Raw genomic sequence first — 21,910 nt, forward strand, 5'->3', positions numbered from 1 at the left:
AGGTACCTAAGGATTCGGATAGAAGGAGTAGGATATGGATATTCTGAGTATGACAGCCGTGGAGCTTGGGAAGAAGATCCGGGCGAAGGAAATAACGGTAAGAGAGGCGGTCCAGGCTTGTTTTGACCGCACCACCGAGGTGGAGGATCAGGTAAATAGTTTTGTGACGCTGGAAAAAGAAGAAGCTTTTCGGCGTGCCGAAGCGGTGCAAAAAGGGATCGAGGAAGGAAGATTTACCGGATATCTTGCGGGCGTACCAGTGGCGGTTAAGGACAATTTGTGTACCAGAGGAGTGCTGACCACCTGCAGCTCTAAGATTTTGGAAAACTTTATTCCGACATATACGGCCGAAGCGGTGCGGAATCTTAATAAGGCTGGAGCGGTCGTGATCGGGAAAACGAATATGGACGAATTTGCCATGGGAAGTACCACGGAGACTTCCTACTATGGAGCGACGAAGAATCCGTGGAATCTGGCGCATGTTCCGGGTGGTTCCTCCGGCGGCTCCTGCGCGGCGGTGGCGGCAAGAGAGGTGCCCTACGCTTTAGGGTCAGACACGGGCGGCTCGATCCGCCAGCCAAGTGCGTACTGCGGCGTTGTGGGAATCAAACCGACATACGGAACGGTGTCCCGGTATGGCCTGATCGCGTATGGTTCCTCCCTGGATCAGATCGGACCGATCGCGAGAGATGTGACGGACTGTGCGGCAATTCTTGAGGCGATCGCCTCCCACGATGTAAAAGACAGTACGTCGGTTCTGCGGGAGGATACGGATTTTACCAGTGCATTAAAGTGTGATGTGAAGGGAATGCGGATTGGAATCCCCCAGGATTATTTTACAGAGGGGCTGGATCAGGAAATTCGTGACGCCATCTTTGCGGCCGCAGAATGTCTTAAGAGGCAGGGCGCAGTCGTGGAGAAATTTGACTTAGGGCTGGTGAAATATGCGATTCCGGCATACTACGTCATCGCTTCTGCCGAGGCGAGCTCGAACCTTTCCCGGTTTGACGGGGTAAAATACGGATACCGCACGAAAAATTATGAAGAATTGCATGGAATGTATAAAAAGACACGTTCCGAGGGATTTGGACCGGAGGTAAAGCGGCGGATCATGCTGGGTTCTTTCGTGTTAAGCTCAGGATATTATGACGCATACTATCTAAAAGCACTGCGGACCAAGGCGCTTATCAAGAAAGCGTTTGACGACGCATTTTCCAGATACGATATAATCCTGGCTCCAGCAGCGCCGCAGGTGGCGCCGAAGCTGGGAGCGTCGCTTAGTGATCCGCTTAAAATGTATCTCGGCGACATTTACACAGTCTCCGTAAACCTTGCGGGGCTTCCGGGAATCAGCATTCCGGTGGGAAGAACCTCCGGGGGCCTTCCAATCGGCATGCAGATGATCGCGAATTGTTTCCAGGAGAAGAAGCTGTTTACGGCGGCATATACGTATGAATGTCTGACTGAGAAAAAATGGGTGTCCCGGTGGCCGCATCTCAGGCGAAATGGGGAGGACATACCAGCAGGGGAAAAAGAAGGAAGGGAGGAGAAATAGATGGCGAAGCAATATGAGACGGTGATCGGACTTGAGGTCCATGTGGAGCTTGCGACGAAGACCAAGATTTTCTGCTCCTGCAGCACGGAGTTTGGCGGAGCGCCGAATACGCACACCTGTCCGGTATGTACCGGTATGCCGGGTTCTCTTCCGGTCCTCAACAAAAAGGTGGTAGGGTACGCGATGGCGGTGGGACTTGCGACGAACTGTAAGATCACGCAGGTTAGCAAATTCGACCGGAAGAATTATTTTTACCCGGATAACCCGCAGAACTATCAGATTTCCCAGCTTTATCTTCCGATTGCCCGTGATGGTTACGTGGAGATCGAGGTGGGGGATATCAAAAAGAAGGTGCGGATTCATGAGATGCACATGGAGGAAGACGCTGGTAAACTGGTTCATGATGAATGGGAGGACTGTTCTCTTGTAGATTATAACCGAAGCGGCGTTCCGCTTATAGAGATTGTCTCCGAGCCGGATATGCGCTCCGCCGATGAGGTGATCGCTTATTTGGAGAAGCTGCGTATGATTTGCCAGTATCTCGGCGCTTCTGATTGTAAATTGCAGGAAGGCTCCATGCGTGCAGACGTAAACCTTTCCGTGAGAGAGGTGGGGGCGAGTGAATTCGGAACCAGGACCGAGATGAAGAACCTGAACTCATTTAAAGCGATCGCCCGTGCAATCGAAGGAGAGAGGGAGCGTCAGATCGAGCTGATCGAAGAAGGGAAAAAGGTCGTTCAGGAGACCAGAAGATGGGACGACAACAAGGAATACTCCTATGCAATGCGTTCGAAGGAGGACGCCCAGGATTACCGGTATTTTCCGGAGCCGGATCTGGCGCCGATTGTCATCAGTGATGAATGGATAGAAGAAATAAAGTCCCGTCAGCCGGAGCTTCGCACAGAGAAGCTGATCCGGTACAGGAAAGAATTCGATATTCCGCAGTATGATGCCGAGATTCTCACAAGCTCCAAGAAAATGGCGGATATTTTCGAGGCGGCAACGGCCATCTGTAAGAAGCCGAAGAAGGTGTCTAACTGGCTGATGGTAGAGACCATGCGTCTTTTAAATGAAAAGGGGCAGGAGCCGGCCGATATTGCATTTTCGCCCGAGAATCTTGCGAAACTGGTAAATCTTGCCGATTCCGGGACGATCAATAGCTCTGTGGCAAAGGAAGTATTTGAAAAAATATTTTCAGAGGATATTGATCCGGAGAAATACGTGGAGGAAAATGGCCTTAGGACCGTAAATGATGAGAGTGCTCTTCGTGAATTGGCGCAAAAGGTGATAGGCAGTAATCCGAAGGCGGTGGCCGATTACAGGGGAGGGAAGGAGAAAGCCCTTGGCGCGCTGGTCGGACAGATCATGAAGGCCATGAAGGGAAAAGCAAATCCCGGTATGGCAAGCCAGGTTTTGAAGGAAATGCTGGACTTGTAAGGGAGAAGAAGTTTGGATTTGCGATTCTAATATTAGAAATAGTCTTATATACAGTTCTACTGTTGTGGAAGCTGCAAGTGGAAGCGGGAACTGTGATAAGGCTATTTCTTTATTTTGAGAAAACGGTGCTTGACAAATGAAAATGTGTAAATAGGGATTCAATAATGCAGAAAAATGTGTAAAAAGCATAGATTAAAGTTGGAAAAAATGTGTAAAAGAGCGATAATAATAGAAAGAAGCGCCAATGCTGATGCTTTGAAAGAAAAAAGAATTGATTTTCACGTCAACTCTTTAGAATATCTTTAGTTTTTCCCGACGCCTGCCTTAAGAATTTTCAGGTATTTTATTTATAGGTTAATCGGGGAAGGGTTAAAATAACAGAACGGAGAACCTCTCCGTTTAGAATAAAAGAGAGAAGGGGACAGATTACTATGGAAATGAATCATGTACTGATTGTAGAGGACGACAAGGAGATCCGCGAAGGAATTGAGATATACCTTCGCAGTCAGGGATATAAAGTTTTTCAGGCGGCAAATGGAATTGAGGGTCTCGACATCATAGAAAAAGAAGAGATTCACCTTGCCATCGTAGATGTGATGATGCCGCGCATGGACGGAATCACCATGACCATGAAGCTCCGTGAGAAATACGATTTTCCGGTCATCATGCTGTCGGCAAAATCCGAGGAGGTGGATAAGATCACGGGCCTTAATTTCGGCGCCGATGATTATGTGACGAAGCCATTTACCCCGATGGAGCTTCTGGCGAGGGTCAATTCCCACCTCAGAAGATACCGCCGTTTCGCGGAAAAATTAAACGGAAAAGAGGAGAATTCCAACATTCATGTGATCGGCGGCCTGGAGCTCAACGAGGATACGGTGGAGGTATCGGTGGACGGAGAACCGGTAAAACTGACGCCGATCGAATACAAGATCTTACTGTTGCTGATGAAGAGTCCGGGCAGAGTATTTTCCGCGGAGGAAATCTATGAACGTGTATGGAATGAACGCGCCATCAACACAGATACCATCATGGTTCATGTCCGCAATATCCGTGAAAAGATCGAGAGCTGTCCGAAAGAACCAAAATATTTAAAGGTGGTGTGGGGCGTTGGATACAAAATTGAAAAACAGGCGTAAGCTGGCGATATTTCTTATTATATGCACAATTCTGATTCCAACCTTCGTGGTGATATATCAATATCCATATGTTTATAACGATTCCCGGGAGATGAGCGAGCAGAATCAGGAAGGCTATCTGACATCGGAGAGCTTCATGGGCAGTTTTTTGCGCACGGCCTGTGTGATGTATCAGAATGAAGAAGGACAGGAGGCGGGGAAGAGGCTCCTAGATGGGTATCCCTTCTATAACAGGGATTATGACTGCTTAAGTCCCTATCTGGAATATCAGGTGCAGGATCAGGAGGAAAATATTCTGGACGGAAATACCAGCGATATGAAGAAGCAGAAAATGACGCTGGATAATCTGAAAACGCAAGCGTATTTTGGCGTGGCCCTGGAATTTGACAGTGAGGGGAAGGCGTCGATGGTCGAGGTGGTCGGAGAGCGGAAAGAGGAGCAGATCTTTACTCTGCGCGAGCTTTTGAATGACCCGGATTACTGGATCACGGAAGATAATGAGTACTACGAGGACAGAACTTTAGAAATCGACGGCACGCAGGTCTGGGCCAGTTCGATACTGCCGCCCAGAGACAGAACCTACTATTTTGTCATGACCAGGGAGGGACTTGAGCGGTGTCTGCAAAATGCCTATGTCGGAGGCATACGCTCCGATGAACTGGTCTATCTGGTCCTGGCGCTTTCGGCCTGCGTGGGACTTGTGGCTTTGCTGCTTCCGCATTTTAAGTCCCTGGGGACGGGGGAGGAGTGGATATTTCACGCCCCGCTGGAATTGGTGGTCATTTTGGGAAGTACCGGACTTGGCGCAATCTCGGGCTATTGTGATGAGCTTTTCATGAAAACGGATTCCTACACGACAGCCGGCGATTATCTGATATGGATTCTGTATTTTGGCCTTATGTACTGGGTATTTGTCTGTCTGAGACAGATTCACGCGTTGGGCTTTCGAAGATACTGTCAGGAGAGGACCTGGACCTGGCACGCGTATAAATGGCTGCGCGGCCGCTGGAGATCGATCTGGCTCTGGGCCAAAAGGCAGATTGACAAGGTATATCATGTGGTGGATACATTGGATTTTACGGAGAAAAGCAATCGTACTATTTTAAAAATCGTGCTGATTAACTTTGTGCTCCTGGTTTCCATCTGCATGTTCTGGTTTTACGGAATTATCGGGCTGGTTATCTATTCTGTCATTTTGTTCTTCATTTTACAGAGATATTATGGAGAACTTCGTGACAAATATACATTGATTCTAAATGCGACAGGCAGGATCGCGGAAGGGCATCTGGATACGGAGATCGGCAAGGATTTGGGAATCTTTACTTCATTTGGGACGGAGCTTGACAAGATCCAGCGTGGTTTCAAAAAGGCAGTGGACGAAGAGGTGAAGAGTCAGAAAATGAAGACGGAGCTGATCACGAATGTGAGCCACGATCTGAAAACTCCGCTGACTGCCATCATTACTTATGTGAATTTGTTAAAAGAGGAGGGCGACGAGGAGAAACGGCGTGCGTATGTCGGAGTCCTGGAGCAGAAATCGCTTCGCCTGAAAGCACTGATTGAGGATTTGTTTGAGATCAGCAAAGCCAGCAGTGACAATATCACGCTGAATTTGGTAAACCTTGATATCGTAGGTCTTTTTAAACAGGTGAGCTTTGAGATGGAAGATAAGCTTAGGGAAAACGGGCTCGTGATGCGGTTTTCCCACCCCGAAGAAAGAATCATTCTTCATCTTGACAGCCAGAAAACATATCGGATTTTTTCCAATCTGATTGGAAATATTTCCAAATACGCCCTGCCAAATACCCGCGTATATGCGGAAATCAAAGTGGCAGGCGGTGAGGTGGTCATTACTTTGAAAAATGTCTCTGCCACGGAACTGAATTTTGACCCGGAGGAAATTACAGACCGTTTTGTGCGTGGCGATTTATCGAGAAATACGGACGGCTCCGGACTGGGGCTTGCCATCGTTAAGAGTTTTGTAGAGCTGCAGGGAGGAACGTTCCGGATTGAGACGGAGGCAGATCTCTTTAAAGCGCAGATTCGGTGGCCGGTCAGGAACGCTATTTGATTTGAAAATTGTGAGAAGAAAGGGGACAGTGGCGAACAAAAAGTAACAATTGAAAGGTGAAAAAATAATATAGAAATTTAAGCGGGCTGAATAAGCCCGTTTTTTATTTTAGCTTTTTGAAAAAGGAAAAAATTTCTAAAATTACGAAAAATGAAATTGCTGAATAAAATAAAAAAGGGTTCATAAAAAAGAAAGGAATAGAAATCAGTCATAAATGCTTTTTTGAATACCGAAATTATCTGTACAAAAAGGAAAATAAAGAATAATAGACAAAATAATAACGCGAAATTTGTCGAATATGACAAAAAAGAAAATTTTCTTCATAATATATTGAAAAAAATTTTCAGAAGAAATATAATGACTACAACAAACAAATCAGCCTAATAGCAGAGGAGGAAAAGAAAATGAGACCAGAAGAACTGAAAGAAGCTCTCAAGGGAATATGCGCCATTGCGGTGACCCCGATGACAGAGGATCGTCAGGTGGATTACGAGGGAGTGAGAAGCCATATTCGTTTTCTGAAGAGTAAAGGCATTAACAGGGACAACAACTGTACGCTGGTTGTTGGCGGAAGTACCGGTGAGTGTGGAGCGCTTACCATCGCAGAGCGGAAAAAATTAATTGAGACAGCGGTTGACGAGGCCGGCGAGGAACTTCCGATCATTGCAGGATGTAATCACAGTAATATCGAGGATGTCAAAGACTTAATGAAGCATGCAGAAGGAGCGGGGGCTGCAGGTGTCATGGTTCTTTCCCCTTATTACTATGTACCCACAGATGATGCTGTGCTTAGATTTTATAAAGAGATATCCAAAGCAGCGAATATCGGCATTCTGTTATACAACAACCTGGAAGTTACACACAAGGATGTACCGTTGGAAGTAATGGAGCAGTTGATCGGGGATTCCAACGTGGTAGGTATCAAAGAGTGTACACCGAACTTTGCAAAGATGGAAAAAGTTGCTCGTAAGATCGGTGACAAGATTGCAGTTATCAATGGACACGGTGAATTCCTTGAGCCGTTTGCAGCAGTTGCCGGCACGGCAGGATTTATTTCCAGCACATCTAACTTCGCGCCGGAGATTGCGGTGGAAATGTGGAAGGCAAGAAGCGCCGGAGATTATGTCAAGGCAAAGAAGATTCGTGACAGATTGGCTCCGTATCTGGATCTTGCGGCAGCAGAGAGCGCAACAGGCGGCGAGCCCGTAGTTCTGGCAATCTTAAAGAGAGCAGCGACTCTGGTCGGCTCTAACTGTGGACCGGGACGTATTCCGCTTCCGGAGATCAGCGAAGAATTAGAGGCAAAGATCCAGAATATGTTAAAAGAGGTTGGACTTATCTAGGTATTTGGTAAAAGAGATAAAGTACATATAAATTCAATGCCGCAGCTTCAGGGGAAGTTGCGGCAGCACAAAAAGGAGGAGTGAACAGATGAAAAAGAAAATATTATCAGTAATTCTTTGTTTGGCGATGATTTTAGCATTAACCGCATGTGGTAATAAGTCTGAATCCAATACTAAGTCGGAGGGTAAAGATGATGAATCAGGCGGGCAGACACAGCTTACTTTGCTGAGGTTGGGGGATCTCACAAAGGCTGAACCGATTTTTGCACCGATAGTAGAGAGTTTTGAAAAAGATAACCCTGATACGAAGATCAAGTTTGAAGCAATGGCATGGGCAGAGGCAACAACAAAATTGAAACTTCTCGGAGCGCAGGGAGAATTGCCGGATGTTACATTTATCAATATCATTAATGGCTGGGATCTGGCATCGGCAGGCTATCTGATGGATCTTTCCGATTTGTTTGAAAAGGATGAGACCCTTAAAGCAGAACTGCCACAGGCAGTTGTGGATATTGCTACAACCGCAGACGGCTCTATGTATTGGATTCCATCTGCTACCGGTGCATTTAGCCTTTGGTACAACAAAGACATTTTTGAGCAGGCAGGCCTGGATCCGGATTCTCCGCCGCAGACGATAGAAGAGATGATTTCCTATGCAAAAACGATTACGGAAAAGACAGGAATCCCGGGACTTGGCTGGGGAATTAAGTCTTTGGAAGATTATGCGAATGTAATAGAAAGTTTTTATTCCAGCTATACAGGCGTAGATATCTGGAATGATGCAGAGAAATGCTTCACCTTTGAAAAGGATGAAAATAATAAGAAGCAGATGCTGGAAGTTCTTGAACTGGCAGCAGCTATTACAAATGACTATGGAATTACACAGAATAACCCGATTGAGTATAATCCATTTGCACTTAGAACAGTATTCCGTGACGGACAGTGTGGTATGTATCTTGATGGCGTTTGGGCTGTAAAGGAATTCCAGGAAGAATTAAATAAAGGAGAAGACAGCAAATTTGCAACAGCTCTGTTCCCGGCAGGACCGGCAGGCTCACATCCGATCATGGGCTGTGACGGCTGGTCAATCCCGGCAGAATGCAAGAATACAGAAGAAGCATGGAAGCTTGTGCAGCATCTGATGTCATCTGATAATCAGACACGGCATGCTTCCCAGTGGGGCCTTCTTCCTATTCTGGAGTCTGAAAAAGATAAAGAGGAATTTTCCGGCGACTATTGGAAGGCATTGGTAGAACAGGAGCAGACCGTATCAGCAAGACCGAAAGATAAAAATGTGGCGATGATTGAACAGGCTATCGCAGACGGAGCACAGGCAGCAGCTATGCGGACGAAGACTCCGGAAGAAGCAGTTGATTACATGATTCAGACCGTAAAAGCGAATTATGTAGAATAGTAGCAGCGTGATGGGCAGTTTATCTGCCCATCTTTGGCTTTAGGTATTGGAAAGGTGGTTGTAAATGAAAACAAAAATGAAAAAGAAAAAGAACGCTTTGCCTTACTTGTTTTTGGCACCTGCGATATTCGTTATTATTGCTATTTTTGCAATACCGCTGGTCAATCTGCTGTGGTATTCCTTTGCAAAAGTGGATCTGATCGGTAATTTCCGATCCTGGGCCGGATTTAGCAATTATAAATATTTATTTACGGAAGCATTTGCACAGACCATGGTGAGGACCCTGATATGGGTAGTGTTTGGAATAGCGGGAATCTTCGTGGTCGGTACGGCTTTGGCGCTCGCGCTGAATAAGCCGATTCCGGGAAGAGGCTTCTTTCGTGCAGTGGTTATCATCCCATGGGTCATTCCGCACGTATTTGCAGGGACGATGTGGAGTTGGGTGCTCAATTCAACGAATGGAATTGTAAATACGCTCCTTTTGGAGATCGGGCTGATTAAACAGCCTATCAGCTTTTTGGGACCGGATTTTGCGTTGGCAACAGTGATTTTTATTCGTATCTGGAAGGGAGTACCGTTCTGGGTCATGAGTCTGCTGTCAGCATTGCAGACAATTCCATTTGAAGTAGAAGAGGCAGCGAGGCTGGATGGCGCGGTGGGACTTAGATATTTTTGGCATATCACACTGCCGTTATTACGTCCGGTCATGATCATGAGTGGAACGATTTTGATGGCATGGTCCTTTACAATCTTTGATCTGATTTATGTAATTACCGGAGGCGGCCCGTTAAATGCGACAGAGCTTTTGAGTATCACAATTTACAAAAAGGCGTTTATCAATGCAGATTTGGGCGGCGCATCAGCAATCGCGATCTTTACGATGGTATTTGTATCTATTATCGCGTTCTTCCTTATGAAACATAATGCAAAGGAGGAAAATTGATGAATAAGAAGAGAAAACGGAAACAGCTTAAGGATTACATTATACGATATATTGTGATTATCATTTGGGTGATTATTGCACTTCTTCCTATTTATGTGGCGGTCATGACATCATTCACGCCATTTGAGAAACTGGGAGAGCGCATGTTGTTCCCGAAATATTTCAGGTGGCAGAATTATGTGGAGGTCGCAACACAGACTCCGATGTGGGAATATCTGAAGGCGTCCGTTATATACGCACTGGGAACCAGTGTTTTTACGATTGTGATCTCGATCCTTGGAGCGTATGCATTATCGCGATTCCGGTTTCGGCTTAAAGTGGGATTTCTGATGCTGATCGTGGCAATTCAGGTCATTCCGCAGATTGTCATTGTGACTCCACTCTATGGAATCTCAAATTCAACGGGATTATATGATACGTATATTATGGTCATCTTTGCGATGGTAGCGTCGGCAATCGCAAATCCGATCTTGCTGCTAAAGGGATTTTTCGACAGTATCACCAGTACCCTGGAGGAAGCGGCGGCGGTAGATGGCTGTACAAGGCTGGGGGCGCTTGTCAGGATTATTCTTCCGATTTCCATGCCGGCGATCACGACAGCCTTTGCCCTTTCGTTTTTTACAGGCTGGGACGCATATCTGTATCCGATGATTCTGACATCTTCTCCGGGGAAAGTTTCCATGACGGTGGGATTGTCACGAATGGTCGACATTGTAACGCCGTGGAACTGGGTAATGGCCGGAACCGTTGTTGCCATTATTCCGCCAATTTTGGTTTATTTGCTGGCACAGAAGTATTTGATCGGAGGATTGACAGCAGGAAGCGATAAATAAATGAAAATGATACATCAGGAGGAAAGAGATATGAGTGAAACGGGATTATTGAAGATAGGAGTAGGAAGATTTTTATATGGCGCAGGCGCTGTGCATGAGCTGCCGGGGGAGATTTTGCGCTATGGGGTGCGCGCAGTTCTGGTAGGCGGAAAGACGACCCTTCCTATGGTAAAGAACCTTGTTTTGGCCGGGATGGAGGAAAAAGGAATTGAAAGCGAATGGATATTGATGAACGAACCCAATTCCGTAGATTTCGCGGGAAGACTGGCGGAAATGGCAAAGGAAAAGGGAAGCCAGGTCATTGTTGCGATTGGCGGCGGAAAGTGTATGGATCTGTGTAAGGTGTTCTCTGACTTTGCCGGACTTCCGCTCATTACCGTTCCGACTTCCGTTGCGACCTGTGCCGGAACCTCAGCGGTAAGCATCATGTACACGAAAGAGGAAGGACGCTATGACTGCTCGATCCCGAAGGAAAAAGAGGTGGATTCTACGATTGCGGACCTGGATCTTATCGGAGCTTCACCGAGGAGATTGTTCGCGTCCGGCATCATGGATTCTATCGCAAAATTGCCGGAAATCGTAAACGGAAAAGAGAGCATGACCTATCCGGAAGTGTCTGTGTACAAGTATATGGCCTATAGTAATTCCATATTTATTTATGACTTTCTGACGGAAAATGGCGTGAAGATCTATGAGGATCCGAAGGCAGATGAGAGGCTTCTTCGGGACGTGACGCTGGTCAATCTTTTGATTACTTCGATGGTGAGTGGATTTTCCAGCGGCGCCGATCAGCTGGCGGTGGCTCACGGTCTATATGATGGTATGAGAAAATATTTTCCAAGGGAGTCCAAAGGGGCGCTTCACGGTGAAATTGTGGCGGTCGGCGTTTTGATGCAGATGCGTTTTAACGGGGACAGCGAGGAGGAATATCAGAAGATCCGCGGTATGATGGAGGCCATGCATATGCCGCTTACGATGAAGGAGCTTGGAGTAGAGCCGACGGAAGAGAACGTGAAATTGCTGAAGGAATATAATGCAATGAAAAATAATATGGTTTGTCAGGAGGATCTTAAGAAACTGGATAAGGCTTTCCAGGAGATTGTTTAGTTCTCAGACGTAAAAAAGACAGGAGCAAGGAGGAGAACTCATGGAAAATGAAATACTGAAAAGCATCAGGGGAGGCTTGATCGTATCCTGTCAGGCACTGAAAGAAGAGCCGCTTCACAGTTCCTACATCATGCAGAGAATGGCTGTTGCCGCGATGCAGGGCGGAGCAGTGGGGATTCGGGCCAACACTGTGGAGGATATCCAGGCGATTCGTGAAGAGGTCTCTCTTCCGGTCATCGGGATCATCAAACGGGTATATTCGGATTCAGAGGTCTATATCACGCCTACTATGAGGGAAGTGGAGGCGCTGATCGCGATCGGGACAGAAATCATTGCAATGGACAGTACGAGCCGTGTCCGGCCAAATGGAATCGACCTGGAAACATTTTTTAAAGCGGTCAGACAGCGGTATCCGGACCAGCTTTTTATGGCGGATTGTTCTACATTTGAAGAAGGAATGAAAGCTGCAGAGCTTGGATTTGACATTATTGGGACCACGCTGCATGGGTATACGGATTATACGAAGCGTACGACGCTTCCGAATCTTGATCTCATCAGACAGCTTGTGAAGAAGACGGGAAAGCCGGTGATCGCAGAGGGGGGGATCTGGACGCCGGATCAGTTAAAAGAGGCGATGGATGCCGGGGTTCTGGCTGCGGTCGTAGGGACTGCGATCACAAGACCACGGGAGATTACCCGCAGATTTGTAAGCGAAATTGAATTTGCAAATCTGTTAAAGGAGAAGCAGTAAGCCGTTATTCCGGTCATGTCTGGTCATGAGGAAAAAGGCGACAGCTGGCATAAAATGGAAAATTGATTGGACTATGGAACCGATAGGGGGTACAATGAGATTAATAGTAGTGGATATAGGTGGAACATCTATTAAATCGGCTGTCTGTGAGGAAGGACTGCTTGGGAAGAAGCAGGAGACGGATACGCAGGCGGCCAGAGGTGGAGACTTCGTTGTAAGCGAACTGATCCGGATCATTCATTCCCTGGGAGAAGCAGACGGGATTGGAGTGAGCACGGCGGGGCAGGTCGATGTGGTATCAGGTACGATACGCTATGCGAATGAGAATATTCCCGGTTATACCGGAACACGCCTGAAGGAGATCCTGGAGCGGGAATTTGAAGTCCCTGTCGTGATCGAGAATGATGTCAATGCGGCAGCTTTGGGAGAGGCTCATTATGGTGCGGCAAAAGGGATCGCAGATTTTTTATGCCTGACCTATGGAACTGGTGTAGGCGGAGCCATCATACAGGGAGGAGAGGTCTGGCGGGGAATCTCCGGTTCTGCAGGGGAATTTGGAAGTATGATCACTCATGGGGAATGCGTGACTGCTGGGAGACGGATCAGCGGCTGCTATGAAGAAGCTGCTTCTACGGCAGCGCTGGTAAGAAATGTCAGCCGTCGGTTTCCGCATCTTACAAGCGGCCGTCAGATATTTGAACGTCTGGAGCTTCCCGGGGTGCGGGAGGAAGTGGACGCCTGGCTTGAGGAAATCGTACACGGTCTTGTGACGATTATACATATCTTTAATCCGGGCTGTATTGTGCTTGGAGGCGGAGTGATGGGGCAGGCGTATGTTGCGGAGTCGGTAAAGGAACGGGTATATAGACGGATTATGCCATCTTTTGCGGAAGTCAGAATCATGCCCGCCGAGCTTGGAAATGCAGCAGGCCTTTGGGGCGTGGCGTATCTGATACAAAAACGGCTTTCCGATGCTCGTGCATAGAGAAATTCCGGCGATTTATGTAGGTGTCACGATCTGCTGCTTGCATAAAGAAAAGAACAGGAATCTACGAGGGAGGCCGAGTCTATGAAGCAGGAGAATTTTATTGTGCAGATACGTGCTGCATACCCCCATTTAACGAAAGCAGAGAAAAAGGTAGCTGATTATATACTGGCGCATGTGTCGGAGGTTTTGTATATGTCGATCACCGATCTGGCAGATGCCTGTAAGGTCGGTGAAACGACAGTGTTCCGATTTTGTAAAAGCATGAAACTTCAGGGGTATCAGCAGTTCAAGATTCAGTTGTCACTCGGTATTCAGGACGAAGAGAAGAACAGTGGGCAGGAGCCTCTTACGAAGGATGTGGCAAAAACAGATTCATTTTCTGTCATGACACAGAAGCTGCTCAACTCGAACGTGAATGTGCTGACCGAGACCAGTGCGCTTCTTGGAAATGAGAATATCTGCCGTCTTGTAGAAAGGCTGATCGATGCGGAACGAATCTTTTTCTTCGGCGTAGGGGCAAGTCAGATTGTAGCGATGATGGCGGCAAACCGTTTCTTGAGAATTGTGAATAAGGCGTACTGCTATACCGATTCTCATATGCAGACGATGGTGGCGTCAACGATGACCCAGCGCGATGTGGCTGTCGTGATCTCTTATTCAGGTTCTACCAAGGACTCCATTCTGCTCGCAAAACTGGCGAAGGATTCAGGTGCGTTTGTGGCGGGAATCACACGTTTTGCCAAATCGCCGTTAGTCAGCCATGCAGATGTGGTGATTCTTTGCGGATCGAATGAGGGACCGTTGGAGGGTGGCTCCATCAATGCACTTATGAGTCAGATGTTTATTCTGGAAGTGATGTATACAGAGTATTATCGGAAGGTATATGATTCCAGTTATGAGAATAATCAAAAAACTTCACAATCGATTATTGATAAGATGTACTAAGCGGGCCGTGCATTGAGCGGAAAACACCTCAGGCATATGCGAATGACTTGGGGTGTTTTTTTAATGTAAAAAAACAGGCCTATTATGAGGAAGGAGGAAGAAAATGAGAATACTGGTATGTATAAAGCAGGTTCCGGGAACCACTTCGGTCGAGGTAGATGAAAAGACCGGAGTCTTAAAACGGGACGGCGTGGAAGCGAAAATGAACCCATTTGATTTATATGCGATTGAGCAGGCGCTGCTTATGCGGGAAACGTATGGCGGTACGGTAGATGTGATCACGATGGGACCGCCCCAGGCAGAGGCTGTATTAAATGAAGCTGTATATATGGGAGCGGACAGGGGAGTTCTCATCAGTGACCGCCGTTTCGCAGGAGCGGATGTAGTTGCGACCAGCTACACACTCTCGCAGGGAATCCGGAAGGCGGGAGAATATGATCTGATTCTATGCGGCAAGCAGACGACGGATGGGGACACAGCCCAGGTGGGCCCGGAGACGGCAGAGTTTCTTGGAATCGAACATATTGCAAATGTACTGCAGATTCTGGAAATGGAAGATGATAGTATCACCGTTCTGGAAAATCTGGAAACACAGGTGCGCAGATTAAAGCTAAAGCTGCCCTGCCTTCTTACGATTGAAAAAGATGCCAATACGCCCAGGCTTCCGTCTTTTAAAAGAAAACAGGAGAGAAAGGATCTGCGGCCTGAAATGATAAGCCTTGATCATTTTGCGGACAAGGATCCGAAGCATTATGGGCTAAATGGTTCGCCTACCCAGGTGGAGCGGGTATTTCCACCGGAAAAGAGTACAGACCGTATGTTGTATGAAGGCAGTGCCAGGGAATTGGAACGTGCGCTGCTGGAACTTCTAAAGAGCAGGAAATTCTTATAGGGAAGGAGAGAGGGCTAAATGGGATATTTGAAAATACATCAGGAGATGGTGACGGAGGAAATCGCCCGGAAGATGTGCGACGTTTGTCCTTTTGGTGCGATATCATACCAGGAAGGAAAGCTGGAAATCGGCGCAGGATGCAAGATGTGCCGAATCTGTGTGAAGAACGGCGTTCCCGGCGTGGTTACCTATGAGGAGGAAAAAAAGGAAGAGATCGACAAGTCGTTGTGGAAAGGAATCGCCGTTTTTGCAGAGCAGGAAGAGGGACGGATCCACCCGGTGGTGTATGAACTGCTGGGGAAAGCAGCAGAATTGGCGCAGAAGATTCAGCAGCCGGTCTATGCCGTTTTAGCCGGCTTTGGGGTGGAGAAGCTGGCCGAAGAATTGCTTCACTATGGGGCAGACCGGGTATTTTGCTATGATGCAGAGGAATTGGAAGAGTTTCGAATTCTTCCTTATGCAAAGGTGCTGGAAGATTTTGTGGAGCAGACACAGCCGTCGGTGATCATGGTGGGTGCGACGATGAAAGGGCGTTCTCTTGCACCGCGGGCGGCGGCACATTTCCGTACAGGGCTGACCGCTGACTGTACAGTGCTTGATATCAAGGAAAATACGGATCTGGTACAGATTCGACCGGCTTTCGGGGGAAATATCATGGCGCAGATCGTGACGCCGAATTCCAGACCGCAGTTTTGTACGGTGCGCTATAAAGTGTTTGCAGCTCCGGAAAGAAAGGAGGCGGCTTCGGGCAGCGTTGTCAGAATGGAGCTGGAAAAGGAGAAATATGCGACGTCGGTAGAAGTGGTCGAAAAGACGAAAAAGCCAAAGGAAATCGACATCGCGGAGGCAGAGATCATCGTTGCAGTCGGACGGGGAGTGAAAAGTCAGAATGATCTGGAGATGATAGGAGAGCTGGCAGAGCTTTTGGGCGCGCAGACGGCCTGTACCAGACCGCTGATCGAGGCGGGCTGGTTTGACGCCAGAAGACAGATCGGATTAAGCGGAAGAACCGTGAAACCGAAGCTGATTCTCACAATCGGGATTTCCGGTTCTGTGCAGTTTGCAGCCGGAATGAAAGGTTCGGACTGTATTGTTGCGATTAATGAAGATAAAAATGCGTCGATATTTGATGTGGCACATTACGGGTTTGTGGGAAATCTATATGAGATTGTTCCGCGGCTGATAGAAGAGATCAGAGGAGGTGCAGCCAGATGATCATGGATGAAAAAGTAACACTGAGTGAACAGCAGATTGCCTATCTGAAAGAACGGATTCCGAAAGAGCGGATTCAGGTGGGGGAAGAAATCGGGGAAGATTACAGTCATGACGAATTAGGCGGGGCCCACGGTTATCCCCACGTTCTGATTCAGGTGAAGACGACGGAGGAAATCTCCGAGATTATGAAATATGCATATGCACAGCAGATCCCTGTGGTCGTGCGCGGGGCAGGAACCGGGCTTGTCGGGGCAGCGGTGGCTCTTTGCGGAGGTATTATGCTGGAGACAACACAGATGAATCAGATTCTGGAGCTGGACGCGGCCAACCTTACGGTGACGGTGGAACCGGGAGTCCTTCTCATGGAGCTGGCTCAGTTCGCGGAGGAACATGGCTTTTTGTATCCCCCGGATCCGGGAGAAAAATCGGCGACGATCGGCGGAAATATCAGCACCAATGCGGGAGGAATGCGCGCTGTCAAATACGGTGTGACACGGGATTATGTCAGAGGACTGACGGTGGTGCTGCCTGATGGTGAGATCATCGAACTGGGCGGTAAAATCGTAAAAAACAGCTCCGGCTATGCGCTCAAGGACCTGATGATCGGTTCTGAAGGGACCTTGGGAATCATTACGAAAGCGATTCTGAAGCTGGTCCCGCTTCCGGAGAAAAGTGTGAGTCTATTAATTCCTTATCCGACGATGGAGGATGCAATAGGCGCGGTGCCGGAAATCATTCGACTAAAGGCTGCGCCTACGGCAATCGAGTTTATGGAAAGGGAGGTCATACTTTTTGCAGAAGATTTCCTCGGAAAGAAATTTCCGGATACCGGAAGCGTGGCATACCTGCTCCTGACCTTCGACGGGAATTCGGCAGAGCAGGTGGAAACGGAGTACGAAAAGGTTGCTCTCTATTGCCTGGAGCACGGCGCAAAGGATGTATTTCTGGTAGATACGCCGGAGAGGAAAGACTCGGTATGGTCTGCAAGGGGCGCCTTTTTGGAAGCAATCAAAGCCTCCACAACGGAAATGGACGAATGCGATGTGGTCGTGCCGCGGAATCACGTGGCAGATTTTATCCGTTACACGCATGAGCTTGCCAAAGAATTCGAGATACGAATTCCCAGCTTCGGACACGCAGGGGACGGGAATCTGCACGTCTACATCTGCCGCGATCACCTGGAGGAAAACGTATGGTCGCAGAAATTGAACGATATATTCGGGAAAATGTATAAAAAGGCGGAAGAATATGGCGGTGCGGTTTCTGGAGAACACGGAATCGGATACGCCAAGAAAGAATACCTGGAAGAACAGGCAGGACCTGAGCAGATCGCACTGATGCGGGGCATCAAAAAGGTGTTTGATCCGAAAGGGATCCTGAATCCGGGAAAAGTGATTTAGTACAGATAGTAATAAAAATGGTTTGTAGTATTGAATAAAGTGATTGTTATGATTTATCAGACCCCAGGGAGTGCAAGTATGCTCTTTGGGGTCTGAAATTTTTACTGTCACGCGTCAGCTAAAAATGTGTATGAGGTGGGATAATTATGATTTTATCCTACAAATTACTTGACAAAGCAAGGAACGTTCCCTATAATAACCGCACTTAAGGCGGAAAGGCAAGCGATTAACCAGAAAGTTAATCGTCGGGAAGGAGGGAAAACATGATAATAGATCAATTTGAGAGCATGGGAGTGGAGGTGATCTTCCTGTACATGCCGGCATGGGAAATGTTTTTCTCCATGCATGTGCTGGCCGCTCCCGAGCACCACCAGGAGAGGGGGCGCTGGGTATTTGAGGCAGAGCGTGAGCATCAGGAGTTGGTGGAGGAAATACGGAATCTGCGGCATGAGACAGATAACTGGAATCTGGTGATTGATTCTGACGAATGGAAAAACATGCGCTTTTTGGATATACCGGAAACGATGGAGCACCTTAGGCAGATGCATATCATCAGGTGGAATCAGATGGTCCGTTGTGATCGGGGAGAAATAACAGTTCCGGAGCGGGACAAAATATTATCAGTCATCAATCGGTATTATCAGAAGATCTATCGCCGTGAAGAGATTATTTTGTTTCCGTTCCTGAAGCGAATGATTCGGGCGGAGGCGGATAAGTGCCAAAATCAGGGGATTTGGAATTGGGCAGGAGGAATACACGAACGGCTCAAAATAGAAAAAGATCAGATTGTTTTCCTGAAAAACAGAGAATATGCATATCCCATGAGCAAGATTAAAACGATCTACGCCACGGTCAGTACATTTTTAAGCCCGCATCTTTGGAACTATGAGCGGGGAGGAAAAATGGAATTGGTAAAATCGGTGAGGGTAGAGAAAAAGGAGGATGCGATTCCGGCGGATTTCCTGAGGATCTGCAAGGCACTGGGCGATGAGATGAGACTTTGCATTCTGCGGGAAATCGTTCATGGAGTGGGGACAACAAAAGAGCTGGCAAACGAGCTTCAGGTCAGTGAAGCGGCTATTTCCAAACATCTGCGCCTCCTTTGGCAGGCGGGAATGGTGGAAAAACATCGGGAGGGAAACTATGTGAAGTATGAACTGGTAAAGGAAAGTATCGATTTTATTCCTTATCGTTTTTATGAAATGATGTTGTAGGAGCAAAAAAGGAGGCAATTCATGCTGCAGGTTATCAAATCCACATACCGCAAGAACAGGATTGGCATTTTGCGGGCAGTCCCCTGGTCTTTTATTGTGTCGCGGATTGTGACAGGGGTCACACAGATTGTATTTCCCTATTTTATTTATCACTATTATATGGAAGGGAATCTGAACCGGGAGTATTACCATTATACGAACGGAGCAGATTATATGACCTTTATTGTGCTGGGATCAGCGTTCAATGTGCTGGCAGTGGCAACGCTTATGAACGTGGGGAGAGCGCTGATCACGGAGCAGAGGGAGGGGACGCTGGAAGTCCTTCTGTTGTCACCTGCATCGAGGACAGAATATTTTCTGGGCTGCCTTGCAGAACAAACACAGAGAGCGCTCCTGGAATTTGGAGCCGTTCTTTTGACTGGGGTTTTATTTGGAGCGAACCTTAAGGCTCTTTTTACCTTCAGCGCTTTGTTGGTCATTCTTCTCGCCGTGTTCGCATTTTTCTGCATGGGACTTTCCCTGTCGGCGGTAATGCTGGAGACAAGGGATACCTACATCACGCAGAATACCCTGTTTTTTATTATGAGCCTGAGCTGCGGAATCGCATTTCCGATTCAATACCTTCCGGTCTGGGTGCAAAAATTCGCACAGATTTTGCCCCTCACTCCGGCAGTAGAACTGTTTCGGAGAGTGATCATTCACCGGGAAATGCTTGCGGGAAACGGAAAACTGATTTTGCAGGTGTTACTTTTATGCCTGCTCTACGCTGGACTTGGTATTTGGTGGTTCAGGAAGAAGGAGCGTGTCCTGGTCGAGAGCATTTTTGCATGAAATTTTGCATGAAGAAAAGAGAAAAGAAGGGAACAGCCAAAATGGAACAAGCAGAAAAAATCAAGAAAAAGCAGATGGCAGATAGTCAGAGGAAAATCATAGCCAGAAATCTGGTCAAAGATTATGAATTAAAAGAAAAAAGAGGGCTATTTCGCCCCAGAACGAGAAAAACGGTCCACGCCGTAAAAGGAGTTTCCCTGGAAATTCCACGAGGTAAGATCATCGGTCTTTTAGGAATTAACGGAGCCGGAAAAATGACGACGATCCGTATGCTTTCCTCCGTAATTGAGCCGACGGCCGGAACCCTTGAGATGGAAGGAATCGATGCAATCAAAGAGCATCGACGCGTCAAAGAGCGGATCAATGTGATCTCAGACGGCGAGAGGAATCTCTACTGGCGCCTTACCGCAGTAGAAAATCTGGAATATTTCGGAAGCCTTTACGGAATCAGCGGCGATACCTTAAAAAAACGAATCCGTAATCTCCTGAGAATCGTGGACCTCGAAGAAGCTGCGGACATTCCGGTAGAGCGCTATTCTAAAGGAATGAAGCAGAGACTCCAGATCGCGCGGGGACTTGTCAACGATCCGGCCTACATTTTTCTGGATGAGCCGACTCTTGGGCTTGACATTGTGATTGCCAAAGAAATCCGTGAACTGATTCGGCGTCTTGCAGCAGAGAAAGAGAAAGGGGTCCTCCTGACAACGCATTATATCAGTGAAGCCGAGGAACTTTGCGATTACATCTATGTCATAGACCACGGTAAGATCATTGCCCGGGGAACCAAGGAAGAATTGCAGACCTTATTTGCCCCACATGTCCGGGAAGCAAAGGCAAGGAGAGCACCCTTAGATTCCGATCCGGAAAATCCAAAAGAACCGGAAATTCCCCTGGAAGATATTCTGATGTACCTGGTAAATGAAGCAAAGGAGGAAGAAAAGTGAGAGAAATCCTATTAGTAATCTATGCAGAAATCCGCAAACAAAAACAACACAATTACCATTCCTATTTTGTATACTTTTCCCTGCTCATCTGGCCGATCCTGGGATTTTTAGAGGTTTACTATACCTATAAACCCTTTGAGCTTACAGGAAATATTGCCGGAATCGGAAATGCACAGACGCTTCTGGCATTTCTTGCTACCGGTTATATGGCCTATAATTGTTTCTGGTCTATGGTACAAAATGCCTGGTCCATGTCCTACGACGAAAGAACCGGCGGAACTCTGGAAATCGCGTTCCTCACCCCCGCAAACCGCCTTGCCTTAAACTACGGAAAAGCCCTGGGTGCGCTTATTCAGGAAGCCTGGATGTTCTGCTGCTTTTGCCTGTTCATCCTGTTCTACACCCGAAGCCTTAGCCTGGCCAACTGGTACCTCTTCCCGCTCATTTTCCTCCTGCTCGTCGCCTCCTCCACCATTTGGGGCGGAATGCTGAACGCAATCTTTCTCTTCTCCCGCGACGCCTCCATCATAATGGATCTCTTCGACACCCCCATGCTCCTCTTCTCTGGCACCCGAATCCCCCTAAACGCCTTCCCCCTCTGGGCCCGCCTCATCTCCCTGCTATTCCCCCTGACCTACTGCCTGAACCTAATTCGTCTAACCCTCCACATCCACCAACAACCAACCAGTCTCTTCCCCGACCTGATCAAACTCCTAATCTGCCTCACCACCATGATTGCCATAACCCAAATCCTCCTAAAGAAAGCCGAACAAACCAACCGCCAAACCGGAGAACTACTATTTTACTAACCCGTCTGCAACCCCGTTTCTCTAGCAGGAACATAATTTTGTACCCCTTATGAGCCAACAGCCGTAAAGCGTGGTATGT

19 protein-coding genes are annotated in these 21,910 nt (G+C 47.6%); all 19 read left to right on the forward strand.

Annotated elements, in window-relative coordinates:
* Positions 1 to 34: 34 nt before the first annotated feature.
* Positions 35 to 1,555, forward strand: a complete 1,521-nt coding sequence (gene gatA, locus ABXS75_06395) for an Asp-tRNA(Asn)/Glu-tRNA(Gln) amidotransferase subunit GatA (protein XCP86420.1) — start codon at positions 35 to 37, stop codon at positions 1,553 to 1,555.
* The gene (gatB, locus tag ABXS75_06400) at positions 1,556 to 2,992 is read left to right on the forward strand and encodes an Asp-tRNA(Asn)/Glu-tRNA(Gln) amidotransferase subunit GatB (protein ID XCP86421.1); all 1,437 of its coding nucleotides are present in this window, start codon (positions 1,556 to 1,558) and stop codon (positions 2,990 to 2,992) included. It begins immediately after the preceding gene.
* Between the two features lie 431 nt (positions 2,993 to 3,423).
* The gene (locus ABXS75_06405) at positions 3,424 to 4,131 is read left to right on the forward strand and encodes a response regulator transcription factor (GenBank protein XCP86422.1); all 708 of its coding nucleotides are present in this window, start codon (positions 3,424 to 3,426) and stop codon (positions 4,129 to 4,131) included.
* The gene (locus tag ABXS75_06410; protein XCP86423.1) at positions 4,103 to 6,202 is read left to right on the forward strand and encodes a sensor histidine kinase; all 2,100 of its coding nucleotides are present in this window, start codon (positions 4,103 to 4,105) and stop codon (positions 6,200 to 6,202) included. The genes ABXS75_06405 and ABXS75_06410 overlap by 29 nt, the downstream gene beginning before the upstream one ends.
* 404 nt (positions 6,203 to 6,606) lie before the next feature.
* Positions 6,607 to 7,545 (forward strand): dihydrodipicolinate synthase family protein, encoded by a 939-nt coding sequence (locus ABXS75_06415; GenBank protein XCP86424.1) that lies wholly within the window; start codon positions 6,607 to 6,609, stop codon positions 7,543 to 7,545.
* Positions 7,546 to 7,633: 88 nt separating this feature from the next.
* The gene (locus ABXS75_06420) at positions 7,634 to 8,959 is read left to right on the forward strand and encodes a sugar ABC transporter substrate-binding protein (protein XCP86425.1); all 1,326 of its coding nucleotides are present in this window, start codon (positions 7,634 to 7,636) and stop codon (positions 8,957 to 8,959) included.
* A 64-nt stretch (positions 8,960 to 9,023) separates the two neighbouring features.
* On the forward strand, positions 9,024 to 9,902 hold the full coding sequence (locus ABXS75_06425) for a sugar ABC transporter permease (GenBank protein ID XCP86426.1): 879 nt from the start codon (positions 9,024 to 9,026) through the stop codon (positions 9,900 to 9,902).
* On the forward strand, positions 9,902 to 10,735 hold the full coding sequence (locus ABXS75_06430; protein ID XCP86427.1) for a carbohydrate ABC transporter permease: 834 nt from the start codon (positions 9,902 to 9,904) through the stop codon (positions 10,733 to 10,735). The genes ABXS75_06425 and ABXS75_06430 overlap by 1 nt, the downstream gene beginning before the upstream one ends.
* A 30-nt stretch (positions 10,736 to 10,765) precedes the next feature.
* Positions 10,766 to 11,842, forward strand: a complete 1,077-nt coding sequence (locus tag ABXS75_06435; GenBank protein XCP86428.1) for an iron-containing alcohol dehydrogenase — start codon at positions 10,766 to 10,768, stop codon at positions 11,840 to 11,842.
* A 40-nt stretch (positions 11,843 to 11,882) separates the two neighbouring features.
* Positions 11,883 to 12,593 carry an N-acetylmannosamine-6-phosphate 2-epimerase gene (locus tag ABXS75_06440; GenBank protein XCP86429.1) on the forward strand — a complete coding sequence of 237 codons (711 nt, stop codon included), beginning with the start codon at positions 11,883 to 11,885 and terminating at the stop codon, positions 12,591 to 12,593.
* A gap of 94 nt (positions 12,594 to 12,687) precedes the next feature.
* A complete protein-coding gene (locus tag ABXS75_06445; protein ID XCP86430.1) occupies positions 12,688 to 13,578 on the forward strand; it encodes an ROK family protein in 891 nt (296 codons plus the stop codon).
* Between the two features lie 84 nt (positions 13,579 to 13,662).
* On the forward strand, positions 13,663 to 14,526 hold the full coding sequence (locus tag ABXS75_06450) for a MurR/RpiR family transcriptional regulator (GenBank protein XCP86431.1): 864 nt from the start codon (positions 13,663 to 13,665) through the stop codon (positions 14,524 to 14,526).
* A gap of 103 nt (positions 14,527 to 14,629) precedes the next feature.
* Positions 14,630 to 15,418, forward strand: coding sequence for an electron transfer flavoprotein subunit beta/FixA family protein (locus tag ABXS75_06455; protein XCP86432.1), 789 nt, complete (start codon positions 14,630 to 14,632; stop codon positions 15,416 to 15,418).
* An 18-nt stretch (positions 15,419 to 15,436) separates the two neighbouring features.
* The gene (locus ABXS75_06460; protein ID XCP86433.1) at positions 15,437 to 16,633 is read left to right on the forward strand and encodes an electron transfer flavoprotein subunit alpha/FixB family protein; all 1,197 of its coding nucleotides are present in this window, start codon (positions 15,437 to 15,439) and stop codon (positions 16,631 to 16,633) included.
* 2 nt (positions 16,634 to 16,635) lie between these two features.
* Entirely contained in the window at positions 16,636 to 18,033 is a 1,398-nt protein-coding gene (locus ABXS75_06465) for an FAD-binding oxidoreductase (protein XCP87099.1), read from the forward strand.
* A 263-nt stretch (positions 18,034 to 18,296) separates the two neighbouring features.
* Positions 18,297 to 19,247: a metalloregulator ArsR/SmtB family transcription factor gene (locus tag ABXS75_06470; GenBank protein ID XCP86434.1), complete on the forward strand. Its 951-nt coding sequence runs from the start codon at positions 18,297 to 18,299 to the stop codon at positions 19,245 to 19,247.
* 21 nt (positions 19,248 to 19,268) lie between these two features.
* Positions 19,269 to 20,078: an ABC transporter permease gene (locus tag ABXS75_06475; protein XCP86435.1), complete on the forward strand. Its 810-nt coding sequence runs from the start codon at positions 19,269 to 19,271 to the stop codon at positions 20,076 to 20,078.
* Positions 20,079 to 20,119: 41 nt separating this feature from the next.
* Positions 20,120 to 21,022: an ABC transporter ATP-binding protein gene (locus tag ABXS75_06480; GenBank protein XCP86436.1), complete on the forward strand. Its 903-nt coding sequence runs from the start codon at positions 20,120 to 20,122 to the stop codon at positions 21,020 to 21,022.
* Positions 21,019 to 21,831, forward strand: a complete 813-nt coding sequence (locus ABXS75_06485; GenBank protein XCP86437.1) for an ABC transporter permease — start codon at positions 21,019 to 21,021, stop codon at positions 21,829 to 21,831. The genes ABXS75_06480 and ABXS75_06485 overlap by 4 nt, the downstream gene beginning before the upstream one ends.
* Positions 21,832 to 21,910: the final 79 nt, after the last annotated feature.

The organism is Roseburia hominis, from assembly GCA_040702975.1.
Taxonomy (GTDB): Bacteria; Bacillota; Clostridia; order Lachnospirales; family Lachnospiraceae; genus Allocoprococcus; species Allocoprococcus hominis_A.